Consider the following 16689-nt stretch of genomic DNA (forward strand, 5'->3'; position numbering starts at 1 on the left):
CTCGAACCCTCGATGGGGATGAACCGCAACGCGCCACAGCGAGGAGCAATGAGGCCAGCGGAACCGTGCCGCAACACCGCGAACGCCCGGCCGGAGGACACGCCTCAGATGACCGTCCGGGCGTGGGCGACGGTCTTGCCCGCGCGGACGGCGCCGGCGGCGGCCTCCAGTGTCGGGTACACGGGAACCCCGGCGGCGCGGGCCGCGGCGCGTGCGTCGTCGACCACCTCCGGTGGGCCGCACTCGGCGTTGCGCAGGACGAGCGTGACCCGCGACCTCGGAAGCCCGGACTGCAGGGCGGCGATGTGGTCCACATACTCCAGAAGTCCGGTCAGCCCGGAGGAGGGTCCCGCCGCTTCGGGAGCGCCGGAGGGGGCGCCGCGGTCGCGTCCGCCGTAGGTGACGAAGCTCTGCACGTTGACATGCGCCACCACGTCGGGGAACGGGGAGACCGCGCCCCACACCGACCGGAGAGTCCCGGCAGCGTCGACGGCCTCCACCGCCCTGCGCACCAGATCCTTGCGTGCCCTTGGGCCGAGGGGAACCTCCAGTGGGTTGGACAGCGAGGTGCCCGCGCCGAGTCCCAGGTCGCGTAGGGCCTCCTGGGCCTGGTGGCCGATGGTGCCGAGCCGCATCCCAGCGGCGTCGAACGCGTCGGCGGCCAGCACTCCGGCCCCGCCGCTGGGTCCGATCACCAGCACGTCCGGGCCGCCGCCCACCGGTCGCCGCACGTGCAGGTCGAGAAAGTCCAGCGCGTCGATGAGCTCCCCCGCGCCGTCCACCAGCACCACACCGCACTGCCGCGCCAGCGCCCGCCACACCCGCGCGTCGCCGATCATGCCGCCGGTGTGCGAGGCCGCCGCTCGCCGCCCCTGCGCGCTGCGCCCGCCGATCAGCGCCACCACCGGCAGCCGCCCCCTGACGGCCGACACCTCCTCGAACAGGGCGCGGCCCTCGCGCGGATCCTCCAGGTAGAGCCCCAGCACGTGGGTCTCGGGGTCGGCGGCCAGATGGCGCACCAGCTCCGCGGGGGTGACGTCGGCACAGTTGCCGACCGTGGCCACCTTGGCGAAGTGCAGCCCGCGCCGCTCACCCACCTTGATCACTTCTCCGGCCAGCCCGCCGCTCTGCGAGATCAGGCTGATGTGCCCGGGTGCGGATAGGTCCCCGCCCACGAACGTCTGCCCACCGGCGGGGGAGTACACGCCCATGCAGTTGGGGCCGAGCAGCCGGGTACCGCTCTCCTTGGCGGCGGCGAGCAGCTCCCGCTCCAGTTCCGCCCCGGCTGCCCCCGTCTCCCCGAATCCGCCGCTCATCACCTGGACGAACGGCACGCCCGCTGCCGCGCGCACGGCCTCGACGCACGCGTCGGCGGGCACGGCCACCAGGGCGTAGTCGACGTCGTCGGGCACCTCCGCCAGGGAGGGGACGGCGCGGACGCCCCCGATGATGTGGGCCCGGGGGTGCACCGCCACCAGCCGGGGCGGGTGGGGGTGCGCCGCGTGGAGGGCGCGGTACTGGGCGAGGAACATGTTTCCGAACGTCGACTTCGAGGCGGAGGCGCCGACCACGGCGATGCCGCGCGGCGCGAACAGCCGGGTGAAGTCGGTGGAGCGGGTGTCCGTGACGGGGCCGCGGGACACCCGTGTCGGTCGCGGACGGGCCGGGGACAGGCCGGTCGGCCTTCGGACACCGGGGGCGAGCAGCAGCCGCGCGTCGACGGCGGTCGCGCCCCGGGGACCGGCGACCACCGGGTTGAGGTCGAGCTCGCTCCAGTCGTTGCCGAGCCGTTCGACCAGCCCGCCCCGGCCGCCGACCGCCAGGATCAGCTCGGTGAGCGCCGTCCGGTCCACCGGGGTCCCGCCGCGCACGCCGTCCAACAGGGCCGCGCCGCGCAGTTCGGCCAGGGCCGCCTCGACGTCGGTCCGCCCGACCGGGCACAGCCGCAGTGACGTGTCGCCGAGTGCCTCCGTCCAGACCCCGCCGAGCCCCACCATCAGCACGGGTCCGAACGACGGATCGCGGACGGCGCCGACGATGAGCTCCACGCCGGGCGCCGCCTGCTCCTCCACCAGGAACCCGGCCGGTCGGAGCCCGTGCGCGGCCAGCGCCGCGCGCATCTCCTCGGCGACGGCGGCGAGCCGGTCGGGCGCGCCCAGGTCGAGGCGCACCGCCCCCACGTCGCTCTTGTGCACGATTCCGGGGCCGAACGCCTTGAGTACCAGCGGGGCGGACAGCCCGGACGCGGCCGCGGCGAGGCCGTCGGGCGCCGCCGCGACCGCGCCGCGCGGTACATCGATACCGGCCTGCTCCAGCAGCCGCTTGACCTCCGGCTCGGGGAGGGGAATCGGGCCGGAGGAACTGGTGGGGGAAGGGCCGGCGAGGTCCGGCAGGGCGGTGTCTTCCGTCCTGTGCGGCGTCATGCGAGATGCCCGTAGCGCGTCCGGATCTCCCGGCGGAGCAGCTTGCCGGGGCCGCCCGAGGCGTCCTCGCCGTGCGGCAGCTCATCGGTGAAGACGACGACGTCGGGGCGCTGGTGTTCGGGGAGGCGGGCGGCGAGTTCGGCGCGGACGCCCAGTTCGGTCGCGGTGGTCCCGGCGCGTGGCACCACGGCCAGGATCACTTTCTGCTCAGCGGTGTCGGCGCCGTCCTCGTGGGGTGGCGTGCCCACGGCCCCCGCCTCGGCGACGGTATCGAGTTCGGCGGCGGCCTCCTCGATCTCCACCGGGCGGGTCCACCGGCCGCCCTTGAGGATGGCGTCGGAACGTCGGCCGAGCACGTACAGGTGGCCGTCCGGGTCGATGCGGCCGAGGTCGCCGCCGACGTACCAGACGTCCCGCAGCACCTCGGCGGTGGCCTCGGGCTGGCCGTCATAGCAGGCCATGCGGTGCGCCCCGGCCAGATTGATCTCGCCGATCTCGTCGACGACCGGCTCGCCCGAGGGCCGCGTGACCCGGATGGCGCACCCGGTCCGGGCCCGCCCCGCCGACCTCAGGTCCTGGCTGCCGTCGTCGAGCCGCCCGCAGGCCGAGTACGGCGCCTCGGTCTGGCCGTAGTAGCCGTAGACCGCCGCCCGCGGAAACCGCTCCTTGATCCGGTGGAGCAGCGCGGGCGCCAGCGGCTCGCCGCCGAGGATGATGGTGGTCAGGGACGAGAGGTCGGCGGTGGTGTGCTCGTCGTTCGCGAACAGCGCGCTGAAGAAGCTCGGGATCAGGCTGACGTGGGTGACGCGTTCACGGGGGACGACGGTCAGGAAGTTCTTCGGCCCCCAGTCCTGCTCCAGCACCAGGCGCAGGCCGCCGTAGAGCGCGGGGCCGGCGATGGCGGTGAAGCCGATGCCCCAGATGACGGCCCCGGTGCCGAAGACGGAGTCGGCGCTGCGCGGGATGTCCTGCCACAGCCGGGCGGTGGCCAGCGAGCTGGCGTGGGTGTGCACGACGGCCTTGGGCAGACCGGTGGACCCGGAGGTGAAGAACAGCGCCAGGGGGTCGTCGCCTGTGCCGTGGATCTCCGGCTCGGTCTGCGGTGCGGTGGCGCTGAGCGCGTCGAGGTCGACCGTGTCCTGTGCCGGGCCGCCCACCCGGATCCACGTGTGGACCCGCGGCAGGTGCGGGCGCATCTCGCGCACCACCGCGTCCATCCCGGAGTCGTAGACGAGCACGGTCGCCCCGGCGCGGTCGACCACCCGCGCCAGCACATCGGCGTCCCAGAACGGGTTGAGGGCGGCGGTGACGGCGCCCATCTTGAACAGGGCGAGGTAGACCTCGGCGACGCTGAGGGTCTCGCCGATCAAGGCGGCCACACGTTGCCGGGGGCGGATTCCGGCATCGGCCAGCGCGTGGGCACGGCGGTTGACGGCCCGGTTGAGCTGGTCGTAGGTGAGGCTCGTGCCGCCGGAGTAGGTCAGTGCGATCTTCGTGGGCATGGCCAGCGCCCCGGCGGTCAGGACCGCGTAGCCGTAGTTACCGAAGGAATTGACGGATCCGGTCCGCGTCACGGCGGCCTCCTCGGGGCGGGCGTGCTCTCGGCTGCGGATGTGGCTCGTCGGCGGATGTGCTCGGGCTGAGGTGGCGGGGTGCTCTCTCGCGGTCGCTCGCCTACATCACGGACACCGGCACGGCGCGGTTCAACGGGGCCGTGGTCGTCCGGGGCGGCTCGCGCCGGGCACGACCGGGTGGCCCGCGGGGTCGCGGGGGATCGGCCATCGCGCTCCTCCGGGCCGAGCGGACGGAAGTCGGGGATCGGGCCGAAGCCGGGGAGGTCGGTGAACGTCGCGGCCACCGGCATGCCGATGGTGATGCCGTCGGTCGGGCAGCCGCGGATCCCGCCGAAGGCGCGCAGTCCGGGCTGCTCCACGAGTTCCACCCAGGCCACGGCGTAGGGGGCCAGGTCCGCGAAGCCGGGGACGAAGGGCCGGTGGATGACGGTGTAGGTGAGGACGTGGCCCCGGCCCGAGACCGGTTCGAAGCCGAGCGCTGTGCCCCGGCAGAAAGGGCAGGCCGGTTCGGGGAAGTGGACGTAGCGGCGGCAGCCGGCGCACCGCTGGATGACGAGCCGACCGGTGCGGCAGGCGGACCAGTAGGGCTCGGTGAGCGGTGTGGGGGCCGGGTGGGGACGCTCCTGGGGCGCGTTCATGCCTGCCGTGCCGACCTCCTCCCGCTGGCGCAGGGACGGAGCCGCCGCGGGGGTTAGCTGCGCCTCGCACGTCACCCGACGCGGGACCGTCCCCGGAGCGGCGTCCCGGTGACACCAACCTAGCGTATGCTTGTTTACCCGACAAGGACGGCCGTCCAACGGCAGAGCTCGTTGGAAAAGGGGGTTCTGACGCATGCCCGAGAGCCCGGAGCGACCTGGAGCATCGTCCGCGCGGTGGGGACTGCGGGGACGCACGGCCCTCGTCACCGGTGGCGCGGGGGGAATCGGACGCGCGATCTGCGCGGCGCTCGCGGACACGGGTGCCGCGGTCGTTGTCAGCGACCTCGACGCGGCCGCGGCGGGCGAGGTCGCCGCGGCCCTGCCCGCGGGGCGGTCGGTCGCCATGGACCTGGCGGACCAGGATGAGGTGGCATCGGGCATCGCACGGATACGCGATGCCGCCGCCGACATCGACGTGCTTGTGCACAACGCGGGCGTGAGCGCCATCGCCCCGTTCGTCGAGGGCGATCCCGCCGACTGGGAGCTGATGTGGCGGGTCAACACCCGCGCCCCCATGCTGCTGACGCGGGCCTTCCTCCCGGGGATGATCGGGCGCGGCTTCGGGCGCCTGGTGTTCGTCTCCTCCGACGGCGCCCGCGCCGGGTCCGGCGGGGAGGGCGCCTACGCGGCGACCAAGTCCGCGCTGTTCGGCCTGGCCAAGTCACTCGCCCGAGAGACCGCCCGGCACGGGGTGACCAGCAACGTGGTCTGCCCGGGGCCGACCGACACCCCCATGCTGCGCGAGGTCGCCGAGCGCCACCCCGACCTGATCGGGAAGCTCACCCGCCAGATCCCCGCGCGCCGCATCGGGACGCCCGCCGACGCCGCGTCGGCGGTGGCGTTCCTCGCCACCCCGGCCGCCGGATACATCACCGGCCAGACCCTCTCGGTCAGCGGCGGGATCACGATGCAATGACAGCGCCCAGCACACCCCAGAGGCCAGGGCACCTAGCGGAGGCAGTCGTAGACGGCCTTGACGAGGCGCATGGCGCGGATGCCGCCGGAGAGTTCGGTTCCGGTGCGGTTCATGACATAGGCGAGGGCGATGTCGTGCTCGGTGTCGGCCAGGCCGATCGAGCCGCCCGCTCCAGTGTGCCCGAAGGCGCTCCGCTGGGCCGCGCGGGGAACGGCGAAGGTCAGCGAGGGGCGCATGAGGCCCAGGCCGAAGGAGCTGTCCAGGTGCAGGACGCGGTCGGGGCCGGTGGCCCGGGGGAGCAGGGCGTCGCGGAGCGTGTCGGGGGAGACGATCCGCCCGGCGAGCAGATCACGGTAGAACCCGGCGAGGGCGGAGGCCGTGGTGATGACGCCGGCCGCCGGCCAGCCCGCCCTGAGGACGTCGCGGTTGTTGAACTTGCCGGGGACGGCGGCGACATCCGGGTTGGCGAAGGCGCGGGAGAACAGGCTCTCCGGATCACGGGCGTCGCGCGCCAGCCGCGCCCTGGGGCCGTCCGCCTGGCGGTCGTCGGGAGCGGCGGCCGGAGTGGTGCCCGTGCCCGCGGCCGTTGCGCTGTGGCGGTTGGCGGGCTTGCGGTTGGTCGGGCCGGTGGTCAGCCGCGCTGTGCGGTCGAGAACGCCGTCCGGAGCCCCGATCCACAGGTCGAGTCCCAGCGGGCCGGAGATCTCGTCGGCCACGTACCGCCCCACCGTGCGGCCGTCGAGCCGGCGCACGATCTCACCCGCCAGCCACCCGTAGGTCAGCGAATGGTAGCCGTGCGCGGTTCCCGGCTCCCACGCGGGCGCCTGCGCGGCGAGCAGCTCCGCCATGGCCGCGGGGTCGGCGGCCTCGGCCACCGTTACCCGCCGGTCGAACGCGGGCAGCCCGGCCTGGTGCGACATCAGCTGTTCGCCGGTGACCCCGTCCTTGCCGTGGGCCGCGAACTCCGGCCACCAGCTGGCCGCAGGGGCGCCGAGGTCCAGGCCTTCGCGTTCGGCGACCCGCAGCGCGGCCGCGGCCGTCAGCGCCTTGGTGCAGGAGAACGCGAAGCAGGGGGTGCCGTGCTCCCAGGGGGACGCTGCCGTGTGGTCGGCGAGGCCGCCCCACAGGTCCACGACCGGCTCGTCGCCGACGAAGACGGTGAAGGCCGCTCCCGTCTCCAGCTCACGCGCGAAGTTGTCCTCGAAGACCTCGCGGACCCGCGTGAACTCCGGGGCGCAGGCACCGTGGATCCCGGTCTCCCCCGTCGCGATCGCCACTTCCCACTCCCTCGTCTCGGGCCGATCTCGGACGCCGGACCGACTGTATTCCACCCGAACCACGCAAGAAGGTGCCAGGTATGCCAAAACCACCGCACAACTGGGGTCGCTGGGGCAGCGACGACCAGCAGGGCGCCCTCAACCACCTGACGCCCGCGGCCGTCCTGGCCGCCCTCGGCGCGGCGCGGGAGGGCCGGGTCCACAGCCTCGCTATGCCGATCCGCGGGGCGACGTCCGGCCCCGCCCCCACCACCGTCCCGCACCTGGCCGGACGTCCGCTGCCGCAGCACTTCATGTCCATCGACGGCGGCGACTACGCGGCCGGTGTCCGCGCGGCGGGCGCCAGGATCGCCGATGATGCTCTGGTCCTCTCACCGCACGGCACCACCACCCACATGGACGCGCTGTGCCACATGTGGGCGGGGGAGGAGCTGTACAACGGGCATCCGGCCGCACGCGTGCGCAGCTACGGGGCGACAAGACTGGGGATCGAGCACGCGGCGGCGCGCGGTGTGCTCGCCCGGGGGGTCCTCCTCGACGCCGCGGCGCACCGGGGGGTGACCCACCTGCGGGCGACCGACCGGATCGGCGCGAACGAGCTGGCGGCGATCTGCGCGCGCGACGGCACCGATCCCGGGCCGGGCGACGTCGTCGTCATCCGGACCGGATGGCCCCGGGTCTGGACCGAGGACCCCGCGATCTACGGCTCGGGGCAGCCCGGCCTTGCGGCCGACGCCGGGCGCTGGTTGGCGGAGCGCGACGTGGTGATGGTGGCGATGGACAACGCGGCCATCCAAGGGCTCGGCGCCGACGGCAGGTCCAGCGAGGACGCCGACGACGATCTCCACCTCACCCTCCTCTGGCGGAGCGGAATCCACCTGGCCGAAATGCTCTGGCTCGACGGGCTCGCGGAGGCCTTGGCCGAGGTCCGTCGGTCCGACTTCCTCTTCATCGCCGTCCCCCTGCCGATCGAGGGCGGGACCGGCAGTCCGATCAATCCGCTGGCGGTCCTCTAGCAGGTCCGATAGGGGTGTTCCCGGGGGTTCTGTAGGAACGGACATGCCGAAACCCCTGGCGCTGCCGTTTATGGTCTGCTTATCCTGGCAGGTCAGCCTTGCGCCGGAAGGTTGCCTCGCCCAGCGAATCGCAACATTCCGGTTATCTGAATAGGCCATCCGCGTGACCTAGAGCCCGCTAACGTCATGGACGTGCGGAACCCCCCTCCGGCCACGCGCCCGATTCGAGCACCATCACGGGAGCCGTAGGCCGGACCGCCCATCCCCCGCTCCGGTCCCAGGGGCTGTCCCCCGCTCCTGGGGCCGGTTCCTCCCCGGCCCATCGGTCGGTGAGCCGCCGGTACACGAGGGACGACGAGGAGCGCGACCCGCCCCGGACCGGGGCCGCGCTAGCCGGTGCCCGCCTCTCCCGGATAGCCACCGCCGCCGTAGGCGGCGTCCAGAGCGGCGTAGTCGTGGCCGTGCCCGGCCCGCGGCAGCTCCTCGTCCACGAACACCACCCGCCGCGGCTTCTTGTAGGAGGCGATGGCCGCGCGCACGTGCGCGATCACCTGGTCCGCCGTGAGCGCGGACCCGGGCGCGCGCCGCACGACGGCCGTGACGCTCTGGCCCCACGCGGGGTCGGGAACGCCGATCACCGCCGCCTCGGCCACGTCCGGATGCGACGTCAGCGCGCGCTCCACCTCGGCCGGGTAGATGTTCTCGTTGCCCGACTTGATCATCCGCGCGCAGGGGCCGATGAACGTGATCGTTCCATCGTCCTCGCGCCGCCCCAGGTCACCGGTGTGGTACCAGCCGTCGGCCATTTTGCGCGCGTTGAGGGCCGGCCGATTGAAGTAGCCGCTGAAGATGCCGGGGCCGCGCGCCACGATCTCGCCGGTCGCGCCGACCGGCAGCTCCTCGCCGCCGGGGCCGAGGATCCGGACCTGCGCCATGGGCGAGGGGCGTCCGGCCGAGCCCGCGCCGCCCATCCCCAGTGCCAGGTAGGTGAGCATGCCGCCCACCTCGGTCTGACCGTAGCCGCCCATGCCCGACGCGTTCCACGGGTCGGTGCCCACGGTGATCTGCGCGTCCCACGCGGGTGAGTGCCGCGTGAAGCGCAGGCTGGACAGGTCGTGCCGGGGATGGCCGTTCTCGTCGGTGTTGGCCGCGACGATGGCGTCGAGCATCGGGCCGAAGCCGAACATGTGGTCCACCCGCTCCGCCTCGATCAGCCGGGCCGCCTCGGCCGGGTCGAAGTCGGGCATGTAGACGTTGGTGCCCCCGGCGTAGAAGGTGGCCAGGTGGAACATGAGCGTGCCGACGTGGAACAGCGGACCGCTGTTGAGGAAGGTGAACCCGGTGCCGACGGCACGCATCCGGAGCAGCGCCGCGGAGTTCGCGAGAAGCGCGTCGTGGCTGAGCAGAGCGCAGTTCGGACGGCCGTCGAAGGCCGCGGTGTACAGGCCGATCACGGGGTCCGCACCGGTCACCGGCGGTTCGGGGGCGGCGCCGCGGCCGGAGTGGAGGAACGCTGTGTAGGCGTCAGCGTCAGGGTGGGCGTTGCTGGCTCCGTCGCAGCGGATCCACCGCTCCGGGGCGTTGGCGGCGGCGCGTGCCGATGCCAGCTCATCGGCCGCTGGCTCCGGCTGCCAGAGCACCACGGCCGGGGAGAGGTCGTGGAGGACGAACGCGAGCTCGTCGGTGCTCTGCCGCCAGTTCGCCGGAACGGCGATGGCGCCGATCCGGGCCGCGGCGAGCAGGATCTCCTGGAAGCGCACCGAGGTGCGGCCGATGTAGAGCACCCGGGAGCCGGCGGCCGCTCCGGCCGAAGGCAGGGCGGCGGCCAACCGGTCCACGCGGTCGTCGAGTTGGGGGTAGGTGAGCCGGACGCGGCCGTCGACCGCGGCCGTGGTCCGCGGGCGGCTGCGGCGGTGTTCGCGCAGGATGTCGCCGAGGGTGAGCCGGTGGACGGTCGTGGGCTGGGCGGCGGGCGGCGCGTCCGGGGCGGTGGCCGGGTCCGGCATGGGGTCTCCGATCGTCACGTCGTCACGCGGGGGATCAGCGGAACGCGGGCATGACCTCGGTGGCGAAGAAGGTCAGGACGCGGCGCATCTCCGCGGTGGGCATCGGCCGGGTGCTGCCGAAGTCGCACAGCAGGTGGTCGAATCCCATGTCGTGGAGCATGCCGACCTGGGCGATCACGCGCTCGGGGTCCCCGATGACCTCCAGCTGCTCCCAGCGGAAGTCCGGGCCCACCGAGCCGCCCTTCAGGTAGCGGTTCTGCCAGTACTCGAACCCCTGGGCCACCTCGCCGGTCCGGGCGTCGATGGGGGCGCTGCGCCGGTTGAACAGGCGGTCGCGGTCGAAGGAGGCCTCGAACCGCTCCAGGTCCTCGCGTGCCTGCCGGGCGGTGGGCGCCACATACACCGACCTGCTGACGACCAGCTCCCCGGCCTCGGGGTCGTGGCCGTTGGCGGCGGCGGTCTCCCGCCACGTCGCGGCGGCCCTGGCGACCTTGCGGAAGGGGGCGGCGGGGTCGGCCAGGATGGGCAGCCCGCGCGCGGCGTACCGCTCGACCGTCTCCGGGCTGACGGCGGCCACGTGGATGGGCGGGTGCGGCGCCTGCAGCGGGACCGGGTGGAGCCGCACGCCGTCGTCGAGGCCGGGCGCGACCCGGGCGAACTCCCCGTCGTGCCGGAACTCCTTGCCGCTCCACAGGCCCCGGATGACGTCGAGCGACGCGTCGAAGCGCGCCCGCGCCTGGTTGAGGTCGACCCCGAACCCGTCGAACTCGAAGCTCTGGTAGCCGCGGCCCACCCCGAAGTCGAGCCGTCCGCCGGAGAGCACGTCCACCAGTGCGGCCTGCTCGGCGACATGGATCGGGTTGTGCAGCGGCAGCACCACGATGCCGGTGCCCAGCCGCAGCCGTTCGGTCCGCCCCGCCAGGTGGCTGAGGAAGTTCAGGATGGAGGGCACCACGCCGTAGTCGCGGAAGTGGTGCTCGGCCAGGCGGACCCCGTCGAAGCCGAGGTCCTCGGCGAGCTCGATGAGCTCGAGGTGGTAGTCGTAGACCTCCCGGTGCGACTGGCCGTCGAACCGGTGGAAGAGGTGGAAGGTGGAGAACTTCATCGGGGCCACTCCTCCCGCGGATGTCGGCGTCGCCGCTCGCACCGAGTTCGTACCAAGCGCTCGCTTGGTTAGCCTAGCAGGGGGCTCGGGGGGCGGCCAGGGTTCCGCGGCTCCGGGGGTGTCCGCCTGCCACGACGAGCGCGGCAGGCGGTAGGTTCGCGACCATGGCACTACGGCATATCGCACTCTTCCGCTGGACCGACGGCGTCACCTCCGAGCAGGTGGGGGAGGTCGTCGATGGGCTGTCCCGGCTGCCCTCCCGCATCCCCGAGCTGCGCGCCTACACCTTCGGGCCGGACCTCGGCGTCAGCGACGGGACCTACGACTTCGGGGTCGTCGCCGACCTCGCCGACGAGAAGGCGCTCACGGTGTACCGCGAACACCCCGACCACCAGGCGGTTCTGGCCGTGATGCGCCCGCTGATCGCCGACCGCGCGTCGGTGCAGATCCATATCGCCGACCCTGAGTGATCTCGTGCGGCGCGCAGCCAGAGACGGCGCGATGGTCAATCTAGATCATGTTCTTATTTGGTTCAGATTCCGCGCTTCTCACTGAGTGGAAGATCTTCGTATTCCCATCTTGCATGGGTATGAAGGTGATCGGCACTCCGTTGCAATGATCTATAACAAGTTCCTTTTTGAGTCTTGCATTGGAACATGATTCGGTATTAGCTTCGGGGCATAGCCGAAGCCCGGTGAGAGCGTTCGGCGGACTCCGGTCCGTCGGGTGTACCGGACGGCAGGCATGGAAGAACGCGTCACCTGTCGGAGATGGATCGCGCCCCTTCTCCGGCAGGTGGCGTCGGCTCGTACCGGCCTGGCCCCGCGGGAGCGCCGCCCGCACCGTGTGCGGCAGCGCGGACGGAGGCACCGATGCGCCGCCACGACGGCATCGCCGACCGCGCCGCCGTCGTCGGGGTCGGAATGACCGACCTGACCCGCTCGTCCGGCCGCACCCCACTCGCCCTGGCCGCTGAGGCGGCCCGCGCCGCGCTCGCCGACGCGGGTCTGGAGCCCGCCGACGTCGACGCCGTCCTCGCCTATCACCTCGGAGACTCCGCGTCGGTCACCGACCTCGCCCGCGAGCTCGCCCTGCCCCGGCTGGGATGGCACAACGACATCCACGGCGGCGGAACGCAGTGCGCCTCCATCCTCGGCGACGCCGCCATGCTCATCGCCACCGGCCAGGCCGCCACGGTGCTCGTCCACCGCTCCCTCAACGGGCGCTCCGGGCGCCGGATGAACCGGCAGGGCCTCCGACTCGGCGCGGGGGTCGAGCGCCAGTTCACCGTCCCCTACGGCGTCATCGGGCCGATCGAGCACTTCGCCCTGGTGGCCCGCTGCTACCTGCACGAGTCCCGACTGGACACCGACGACCTGGAGGCCGTCGTCACCACCTCGCGGCGGCACGCCGCCGCCAACCCCCGCGCCCTTCGCCGCGCGCCCCTGGAACCGGGGGAGTATCGCGCCAGCCCCCTGGTGGCCGACCCCCTGCGCCGGGCGGACTGCTGCCAGGAGACCGACGGGGCGTGCGCTCTCGTGCTCACCTCCGCCGACCGCGCCGCCGCCATCGGCGCCCCGCGCGTGCGGGCGGTGGTGCGCGGTGGGCGTCCGGACCTGTCCCGACTCGACCGCAGCCCCGAGCCCTCCGCCGTCTTCTCCGGCCACCTCGCCCCGCGCCTCTACGAGTGCGCGGGTATGCGTCCGAGCGACGTGGACGTGGCGCTGCTCTACGACGCCTACTCGTTCCTCGTCCCCCGGCAGCTGACCGACTTCGGGCTGGTCGCACCGGGCGAGCTGAGCACCGTGCTGCGCACCGGCGGGATCTCCGCCACCGGCCGCGTCCCGGTCAACCCGCACGGCGGGCTGCTCTCCGAGGGGTACGTCCACGGGCTCAACAACGTGGCCGAGGCCGTGCGCCAGCTGCGCGGCGACGGGGTGAACCAGGTGCCCGGCGCCTCCGCCGCCCTGTGCACCGGGTTCGGTGGCGCCTACGGCAGCGCGGCGCTGCTCGTGGCGGACGGGTGACCTACGCCTCGGGGGCTCGCGCCACGGGGATCCCCAGCCCCTGCAGGTCGGCGCGGGTGCGGGTGGTGAAGAACCAGTCACGGAACCGGTCGTGCCCGGTGATCGGGGCGGCCGGGGCCAGCGCCTGCTCGCCGACGAGGTGGAACCGGTAGCCGAGGGGCTCCAGGAGCGAACGCAGCCGCTCGCCGTCCGCGCCGGGCAGGACCTCGCAGAGGATGTCGGGGCGGTGCGCTTTCAGGAAACGGGCGCCGTGCTCGAACACCGCGGCCTCGGTCCCCTCGACGTCGACCTTGAGCACGGTCGACGTGCCCTCGGGCACCGCGTCGGTGAACGCGTCCAGCGCGACGATCTCGACCGGGACCCCGTCGTCGAACGTCATCGTCTCGGAGTAGAAGCAGGGCAGCGCGGAGTCCGCGGAGCGCGCGGGCATCTCGGCCCTGCGCATCGGATCGCCCACGCCCGTGTGGTGCAGGGTGACCCGGTGCAGCACCCGGTTGCGCACGCAGTTGTCGACCAGCGCGTGGTAGACCTCGGGCACGATCTCGAACGCGTGCGCCCGGACCGTGGGGTTGACCGCCGTCCCGACCAGGGTGAAGAGCCCGGTGTAGGCGCCGATGTCGAACATGGTGCCGCAGCGCCGTGCCACCGCCGCGAACAGCCGCACCGCGAAGTCGTCGGCCGGCTGCGGACGGTGCCCTTCACCCCAGTAGAGCTCCTTGGCCACCACGCACTGCGCCGGTCGGAGCATGGTGAACTCGGAGCTGTAGACCCGGCCCGTGACCTCGGGGATCCGGGCGGGGGCGGGCAGTCGGCCGGTGGCGCGCAGCGACGGCGCGGCCACCCGCACCGCCCCCCGCATGGCGAGGTTGGGCAGCCTCCAGCCCAAGAACCGCTTGACGTGCCTCTTGGCCCCGTACCACGTGCGCCTGCGGGTGCGGAGCTCCTGATCTGCCCGCGCGGTCCGCTCAGCCATGACCACCGTCCCGTTGTGCCTGTTTCCGCGCTCGGGTTCCTCGCTCGTTCACCCTCCCGTGGGGAGCGGCGAACCCGCTCAGAGTAACCCCGCGCGGCTGTCAGGTCACGACCCGATGACGGAATGCTGGGAATTTCCTGGGAGCGGAGGTGGAGGGAGGCGGTCGGTCCCGCGGTCAGGACAGGGCGTGGGCCGCCGGGTCGGCGTCCTTCAGGTTCTTCAGCGCTTCCCGACGGGACAGCGGGGACATCCGCTGCTCCGTCTCTTTGATGAAGCGGACCACCGCGTCGGGGTCGACCCGCCCGTAGGAGCGCAGCGCCCAGCCGATGGCCTTGCGGATGAAGAATCCTTGGTGGCCCAGGTTCGGCTCGATCACGTCGAACAGCAGCCGCGCGTCGGTCGCCGCACCGGCGGTGTTCTGGCAGATGATCGCCGTTCGGCGCAGCCACAGGTCGCCGGACGACGCCCACGTGCGGATGATGGGCCGCATGTGGGCCGGGTCGTCGCGCAGCATCGGCCCGATGCGCCGCACGGCGATCTCGTCCACGTAGTCCCACCACGCACCGGCCACGATCAGGTCCTCGTACAGCCCCACGGCCCCGGGCCCCTGGAAGTCCCGGTAGAGGTGGTGTCCGGTCAGCTGTACGGCGGCGTAGCGCTCCTCGCGGTGCGTGGCCGCGCGCCACAGGGTGCGGGTGGTGTCGTCCCACGTCACGGGGTCACTGATGGGATAGGCGGCGAAGATCTCGTCCATCGCGCGCCGCCGCCGTCCGGCCTGCACCCCGTGGAAAGGCAGGTCGGACTTCATGTAGTCGCGCATGGGTCCGGCCTTCTCCGGGTCGCCCATCTCGCGCAGACGGTCGCGGACGGCGGCGATCAGGCCGAGGTGGGCGGTCATGTGCCGGCGAGGGGGGTCGGTGTGGGGGTGCTGGGCAGGGGCGCGGGGCGGCTGACCGTGCCGCGCTCACCCAGCACGATGCCGTCGAAGAACACCGCGATGAAGTGGTCGGCGAGGTCGGCCGTGCTGAGCGCACCCTCGGGCCGGTACCAGCGCACCGTCACCCAGATGGTGTCGCGGATCATCCGGTAGGTGAGCTTGGGGTCGATATCGGTGCGGAAGACGCCCTGGGCCTGACCGTTCCGGATCACGTCGATCCAGATGTTCTGGATCTCCTGCTCGCAGGTGGTGAGGTAGCCGAAGCGGGGGAATTGCCGCAGATAGTTCCAGTCGTTCTGCACGACGGTGATCGCGGCGCGGTGCGGCTGCAGCGACCGGTAGGCGGCGTGGACCAGTGTCGCCAGCAGCTCGCGCGGGTCGCCGCCCTCGGCGACCGCGGCGCGGTAGTCGCGGAGGAGGTCGTCGAGGAAGGACGAGAGGACCTCGTCGACGATCGACTCCTTGGAGTCGAAGTGGTGGTAGAGGCTGCCGGAGAGGATGCCCGCCTCGTCGGCGATCTCGCGGACCGTGGTGGCCTGGAAGCCCTTCTCGGCGAAGAGCTCGGCCGCGAGGCGCACGAGGTTGCCCCGCCGTTCCGAGGCGAGGGCGGACGCGCCCTGTCGGCCCCGGCCGCGCCTGCGCGGGGCGCGCCCGGCGGTGTCGTTGCCGGAGTCGTCCCCGGAGGTCACCGAGGCGTTGTGGTCTGGGGTGTTCACGCCCCTCATTATGCCGCTGCCGTCCAACCGCTTGGTCAAGGCGGACACGGCCGGTGTCGACGAGGCGGCCCGAGGCGTGCGCGGCGCCTCCGCCGCTTGGTCGTGCTAGTCGAGCAGGCGGACCATATCGCGCAGGGTCGGGCAGGGCCAGCGCAGCATGCAGCAGTTGCAGCGCTGCGTGGGCGGGGCGGCCCCGCTGGACAGACCGCCGCCGTCGCGCGGGTGGTGCAGCTGGAGCAGGCTCAGGCACAGCTCGGCGAACCTGGTGACCTCCTGGCGCGCGTTGGCGTAGAAAGCGACGTCATTGATCCGCAAGAGCGCGCTTTCGCTCGCCTGGCGGGGGATGCCTACGGTGTCCGGCCCCCAGGGCACGGCTTTGATGGCCCGTTCGCGGACGCCTTCGATATAGAGGCGAAGCCGTTCGTGATCGTCCAGTTGTCCTTCCGCTGATGCTGACATGTCGGAAATCGACATCGTGCCATTCCCTCCGGCTCACGGTGCTCCGCCTCAACCCGTCTAAGTAACTAAGCGTACAAACATCATTACTTATTGTCGCAACAAAGGCGGGGGAAGGAAATGGGGGCGCGCCGAAGTAAATGGCCGAACGTGCGGGGTGCACACAGGAATGCACGGGTCGTCCCGGGGGCCTGGGACGACCCGTGCTCTTCAGGTGGACGTCGGGGCTGGTCGAGGGATTCGTCGCTCTCCGTGACGTCCATGGGTCACTCGCCGCATGTGTCTAGCCGCAGCTCCCGCCGCAGTTACACGGGCCGCCGCTCTGGCATCCACATCCGCAGCCGGGTCCGCAGCTGCAGCCGCCAGGGGTCGGCGGTGCGGGTGAGGACTGGGGCATGGTCCCTCCTCAAGGACAGGTGCACACGGGTGTTCATCCGGACGTGCCGCCCGCTGGGGTGGCGGCACTCCCGTGGCACGAATTCGTCGCCATCCCGTGAGGTGCCCGATTCTCGCGATTGCCAATCGCCGTGGCCGAATATGGACACGGTGTTGACGACCGAAACAC

The 16689-nt window shown here is 72.5% G+C and carries 14 protein-coding genes; 4 read left to right on the forward strand and 10 right to left on the reverse strand.

Features of this window, described 5'->3' with window-relative positions:
* Positions 1–104: 104 nt before the first annotated feature.
* From CDO52_RS09520 to CDO52_RS29225, 3 genes are all read right to left on the reverse strand, one after another.
* The gene (locus CDO52_RS09520; protein WP_094932325.1) at positions 105–2423 is read right to left on the reverse strand and encodes an acetate--CoA ligase family protein; all 2319 of its coding nucleotides are present in this window, start codon (positions 2421–2423) and stop codon (positions 105–107) included.
* Positions 2420–3925: a class I adenylate-forming enzyme family protein gene (locus tag CDO52_RS09525; protein WP_094932815.1), complete on the reverse strand. Its 1506-nt coding sequence runs from the start codon at positions 3923–3925 to the stop codon at positions 2420–2422. The genes CDO52_RS09520 and CDO52_RS09525 overlap by 4 nt, the downstream gene beginning before the upstream one ends.
* Before the next feature lie 68 nt (positions 3926–3993).
* Positions 3994–4635, reverse strand: a complete 642-nt coding sequence (locus CDO52_RS29225; protein WP_094932326.1) for a Zn-ribbon domain-containing OB-fold protein — start codon at positions 4633–4635, stop codon at positions 3994–3996.
* A 193-nt stretch (positions 4636–4828) separates the two neighbouring features.
* Here CDO52_RS29225 and CDO52_RS09535 point away from each other — a divergent pair, with 193 nt between their 5' ends.
* The gene (locus tag CDO52_RS09535) at positions 4829–5611 is read left to right on the forward strand and encodes an SDR family NAD(P)-dependent oxidoreductase (protein WP_017617581.1); all 783 of its coding nucleotides are present in this window, start codon (positions 4829–4831) and stop codon (positions 5609–5611) included.
* 32 nt (positions 5612–5643) lie between these two features.
* Here CDO52_RS09535 and CDO52_RS09540 read toward each other — a convergent pair whose 3' ends face one another.
* On the reverse strand, positions 5644–6888 hold the full coding sequence (locus CDO52_RS09540; RefSeq protein WP_017617582.1) for a serine hydrolase domain-containing protein: 1245 nt from the start codon (positions 6886–6888) through the stop codon (positions 5644–5646).
* An 80-nt stretch (positions 6889–6968) separates the two neighbouring features.
* Between CDO52_RS09540 and CDO52_RS09545 the strand changes: the two genes are divergently transcribed.
* Positions 6969–7904, forward strand: a complete 936-nt coding sequence (locus CDO52_RS09545; protein WP_017617583.1) for a cyclase family protein — start codon at positions 6969–6971, stop codon at positions 7902–7904.
* Positions 7905–8293: 389 nt separating this feature from the next.
* Here the strand turns inward: CDO52_RS09545 and CDO52_RS09550 are convergent, their stop codons facing one another.
* Together CDO52_RS09550 and CDO52_RS09555 are read right to left on the reverse strand one after the other, a co-directional pair.
* The gene (locus tag CDO52_RS09550) at positions 8294–9910 is read right to left on the reverse strand and encodes an AMP-binding protein (RefSeq protein WP_017617584.1); all 1617 of its coding nucleotides are present in this window, start codon (positions 9908–9910) and stop codon (positions 8294–8296) included.
* 34 nt (positions 9911–9944) lie between these two features.
* A complete protein-coding gene (locus tag CDO52_RS09555; RefSeq protein WP_017617585.1) occupies positions 9945–11015 on the reverse strand; it encodes an LLM class flavin-dependent oxidoreductase in 1071 nt (356 codons plus the stop codon).
* Positions 11016–11179: 164 nt separating this feature from the next.
* On the opposite strand from CDO52_RS09555, the gene CDO52_RS09560 reads away from it, so the two are divergent.
* Positions 11180–11485, forward strand: coding sequence for a Dabb family protein (locus CDO52_RS09560; RefSeq protein WP_017617586.1), 306 nt, complete (start codon positions 11180–11182; stop codon positions 11483–11485).
* 402 nt (positions 11486–11887) lie between these two features.
* Entirely contained in the window at positions 11888–13042 is a 1155-nt protein-coding gene (locus CDO52_RS09565) for a thiolase C-terminal domain-containing protein (RefSeq protein WP_017617587.1), read from the forward strand.
* 1 nt (position 13043) lies between these two features.
* On the opposite strand, the gene CDO52_RS09570 is transcribed toward CDO52_RS09565, so the two are convergent.
* The 4 genes from CDO52_RS09570 to CDO52_RS09585 form a co-directional block, all read right to left on the reverse strand.
* Positions 13044–14015 carry an FkbM family methyltransferase gene (locus CDO52_RS09570; protein WP_051060664.1) on the reverse strand — a complete coding sequence of 324 codons (972 nt, stop codon included), beginning with the start codon at positions 14013–14015 and terminating at the stop codon, positions 13044–13046.
* A gap of 175 nt (positions 14016–14190) precedes the next feature.
* Entirely contained in the window at positions 14191–14913 is a 723-nt protein-coding gene (locus tag CDO52_RS09575) for a DNA alkylation repair protein (protein ID WP_094932327.1), read from the reverse strand.
* On the reverse strand, positions 14910–15668 hold the full coding sequence (locus tag CDO52_RS09580) for a TetR/AcrR family transcriptional regulator (RefSeq protein ID WP_017617590.1): 759 nt from the start codon (positions 15666–15668) through the stop codon (positions 14910–14912). The genes CDO52_RS09575 and CDO52_RS09580 overlap by 4 nt, the downstream gene beginning before the upstream one ends.
* 105 nt (positions 15669–15773) lie before the next feature.
* Complete coding sequence (locus CDO52_RS09585; protein ID WP_017617591.1) at positions 15774–16142, reverse strand: hypothetical protein; 369 nt, start codon at positions 16140–16142, stop codon at positions 15774–15776.
* Positions 16143–16689 lie beyond the last annotated feature (547 nt).

It is taken from the genome of Nocardiopsis gilva YIM 90087, assembly GCF_002263495.1.
Taxonomy (GTDB): Bacteria; Actinomycetota; Actinomycetes; order Streptosporangiales; family Streptosporangiaceae; genus Nocardiopsis_C; species Nocardiopsis_C gilva.

Excerpts from the sequence above, each read along its gene's own strand:
- CDO52_RS09535 (WP_017617581.1), top strand. The coding sequence starts at position 4,829 with ATGCCCGAGAGCCCGGAGCGACCTGGAGCATCGTCCGCGCGGTGGGGA.
- CDO52_RS09550 (WP_017617584.1), bottom strand. The coding sequence starts at position 9,910 with ATGCCGGACCCGGCCACCGCCCCGGACGCGCCGCCCGCCGCCCAGCCC.
- CDO52_RS09525 (WP_094932815.1), bottom strand. The coding sequence starts at position 3,925 with ATGCCCACGAAGATCGCACTGACCTACTCCGGCGGCACGAGCCTCACC.
- CDO52_RS09575 (WP_094932327.1), bottom strand. The coding sequence starts at position 14,913 with ATGACCGCCCACCTCGGCCTGATCGCCGCCGTCCGCGACCGTCTGCGC.
- CDO52_RS09560 (WP_017617586.1), top strand. The coding sequence starts at position 11,180 with ATGGCACTACGGCATATCGCACTCTTCCGCTGGACCGACGGCGTCACC.
- CDO52_RS09555 (WP_017617585.1), bottom strand. The coding sequence starts at position 11,015 with ATGAAGTTCTCCACCTTCCACCTCTTCCACCGGTTCGACGGCCAGTCG.
- CDO52_RS09545 (WP_017617583.1), top strand. The coding sequence starts at position 6,969 with ATGCCAAAACCACCGCACAACTGGGGTCGCTGGGGCAGCGACGACCAG.
- CDO52_RS09520 (WP_094932325.1), bottom strand. The coding sequence starts at position 2,423 with ATGACGCCGCACAGGACGGAAGACACCGCCCTGCCGGACCTCGCCGGC.
- CDO52_RS09570 (WP_051060664.1), bottom strand. The coding sequence starts at position 14,015 with ATGGCTGAGCGGACCGCGCGGGCAGATCAGGAGCTCCGCACCCGCAGG.
- CDO52_RS29225 (WP_094932326.1), bottom strand. The coding sequence starts at position 4,635 with ATGAACGCGCCCCAGGAGCGTCCCCACCCGGCCCCCACACCGCTCACC.
- CDO52_RS09585 (WP_017617591.1), bottom strand. The coding sequence starts at position 16,142 with ATGTCGATTTCCGACATGTCAGCATCAGCGGAAGGACAACTGGACGAT.
- CDO52_RS09565 (WP_017617587.1), top strand. The coding sequence starts at position 11,888 with ATGCGCCGCCACGACGGCATCGCCGACCGCGCCGCCGTCGTCGGGGTC.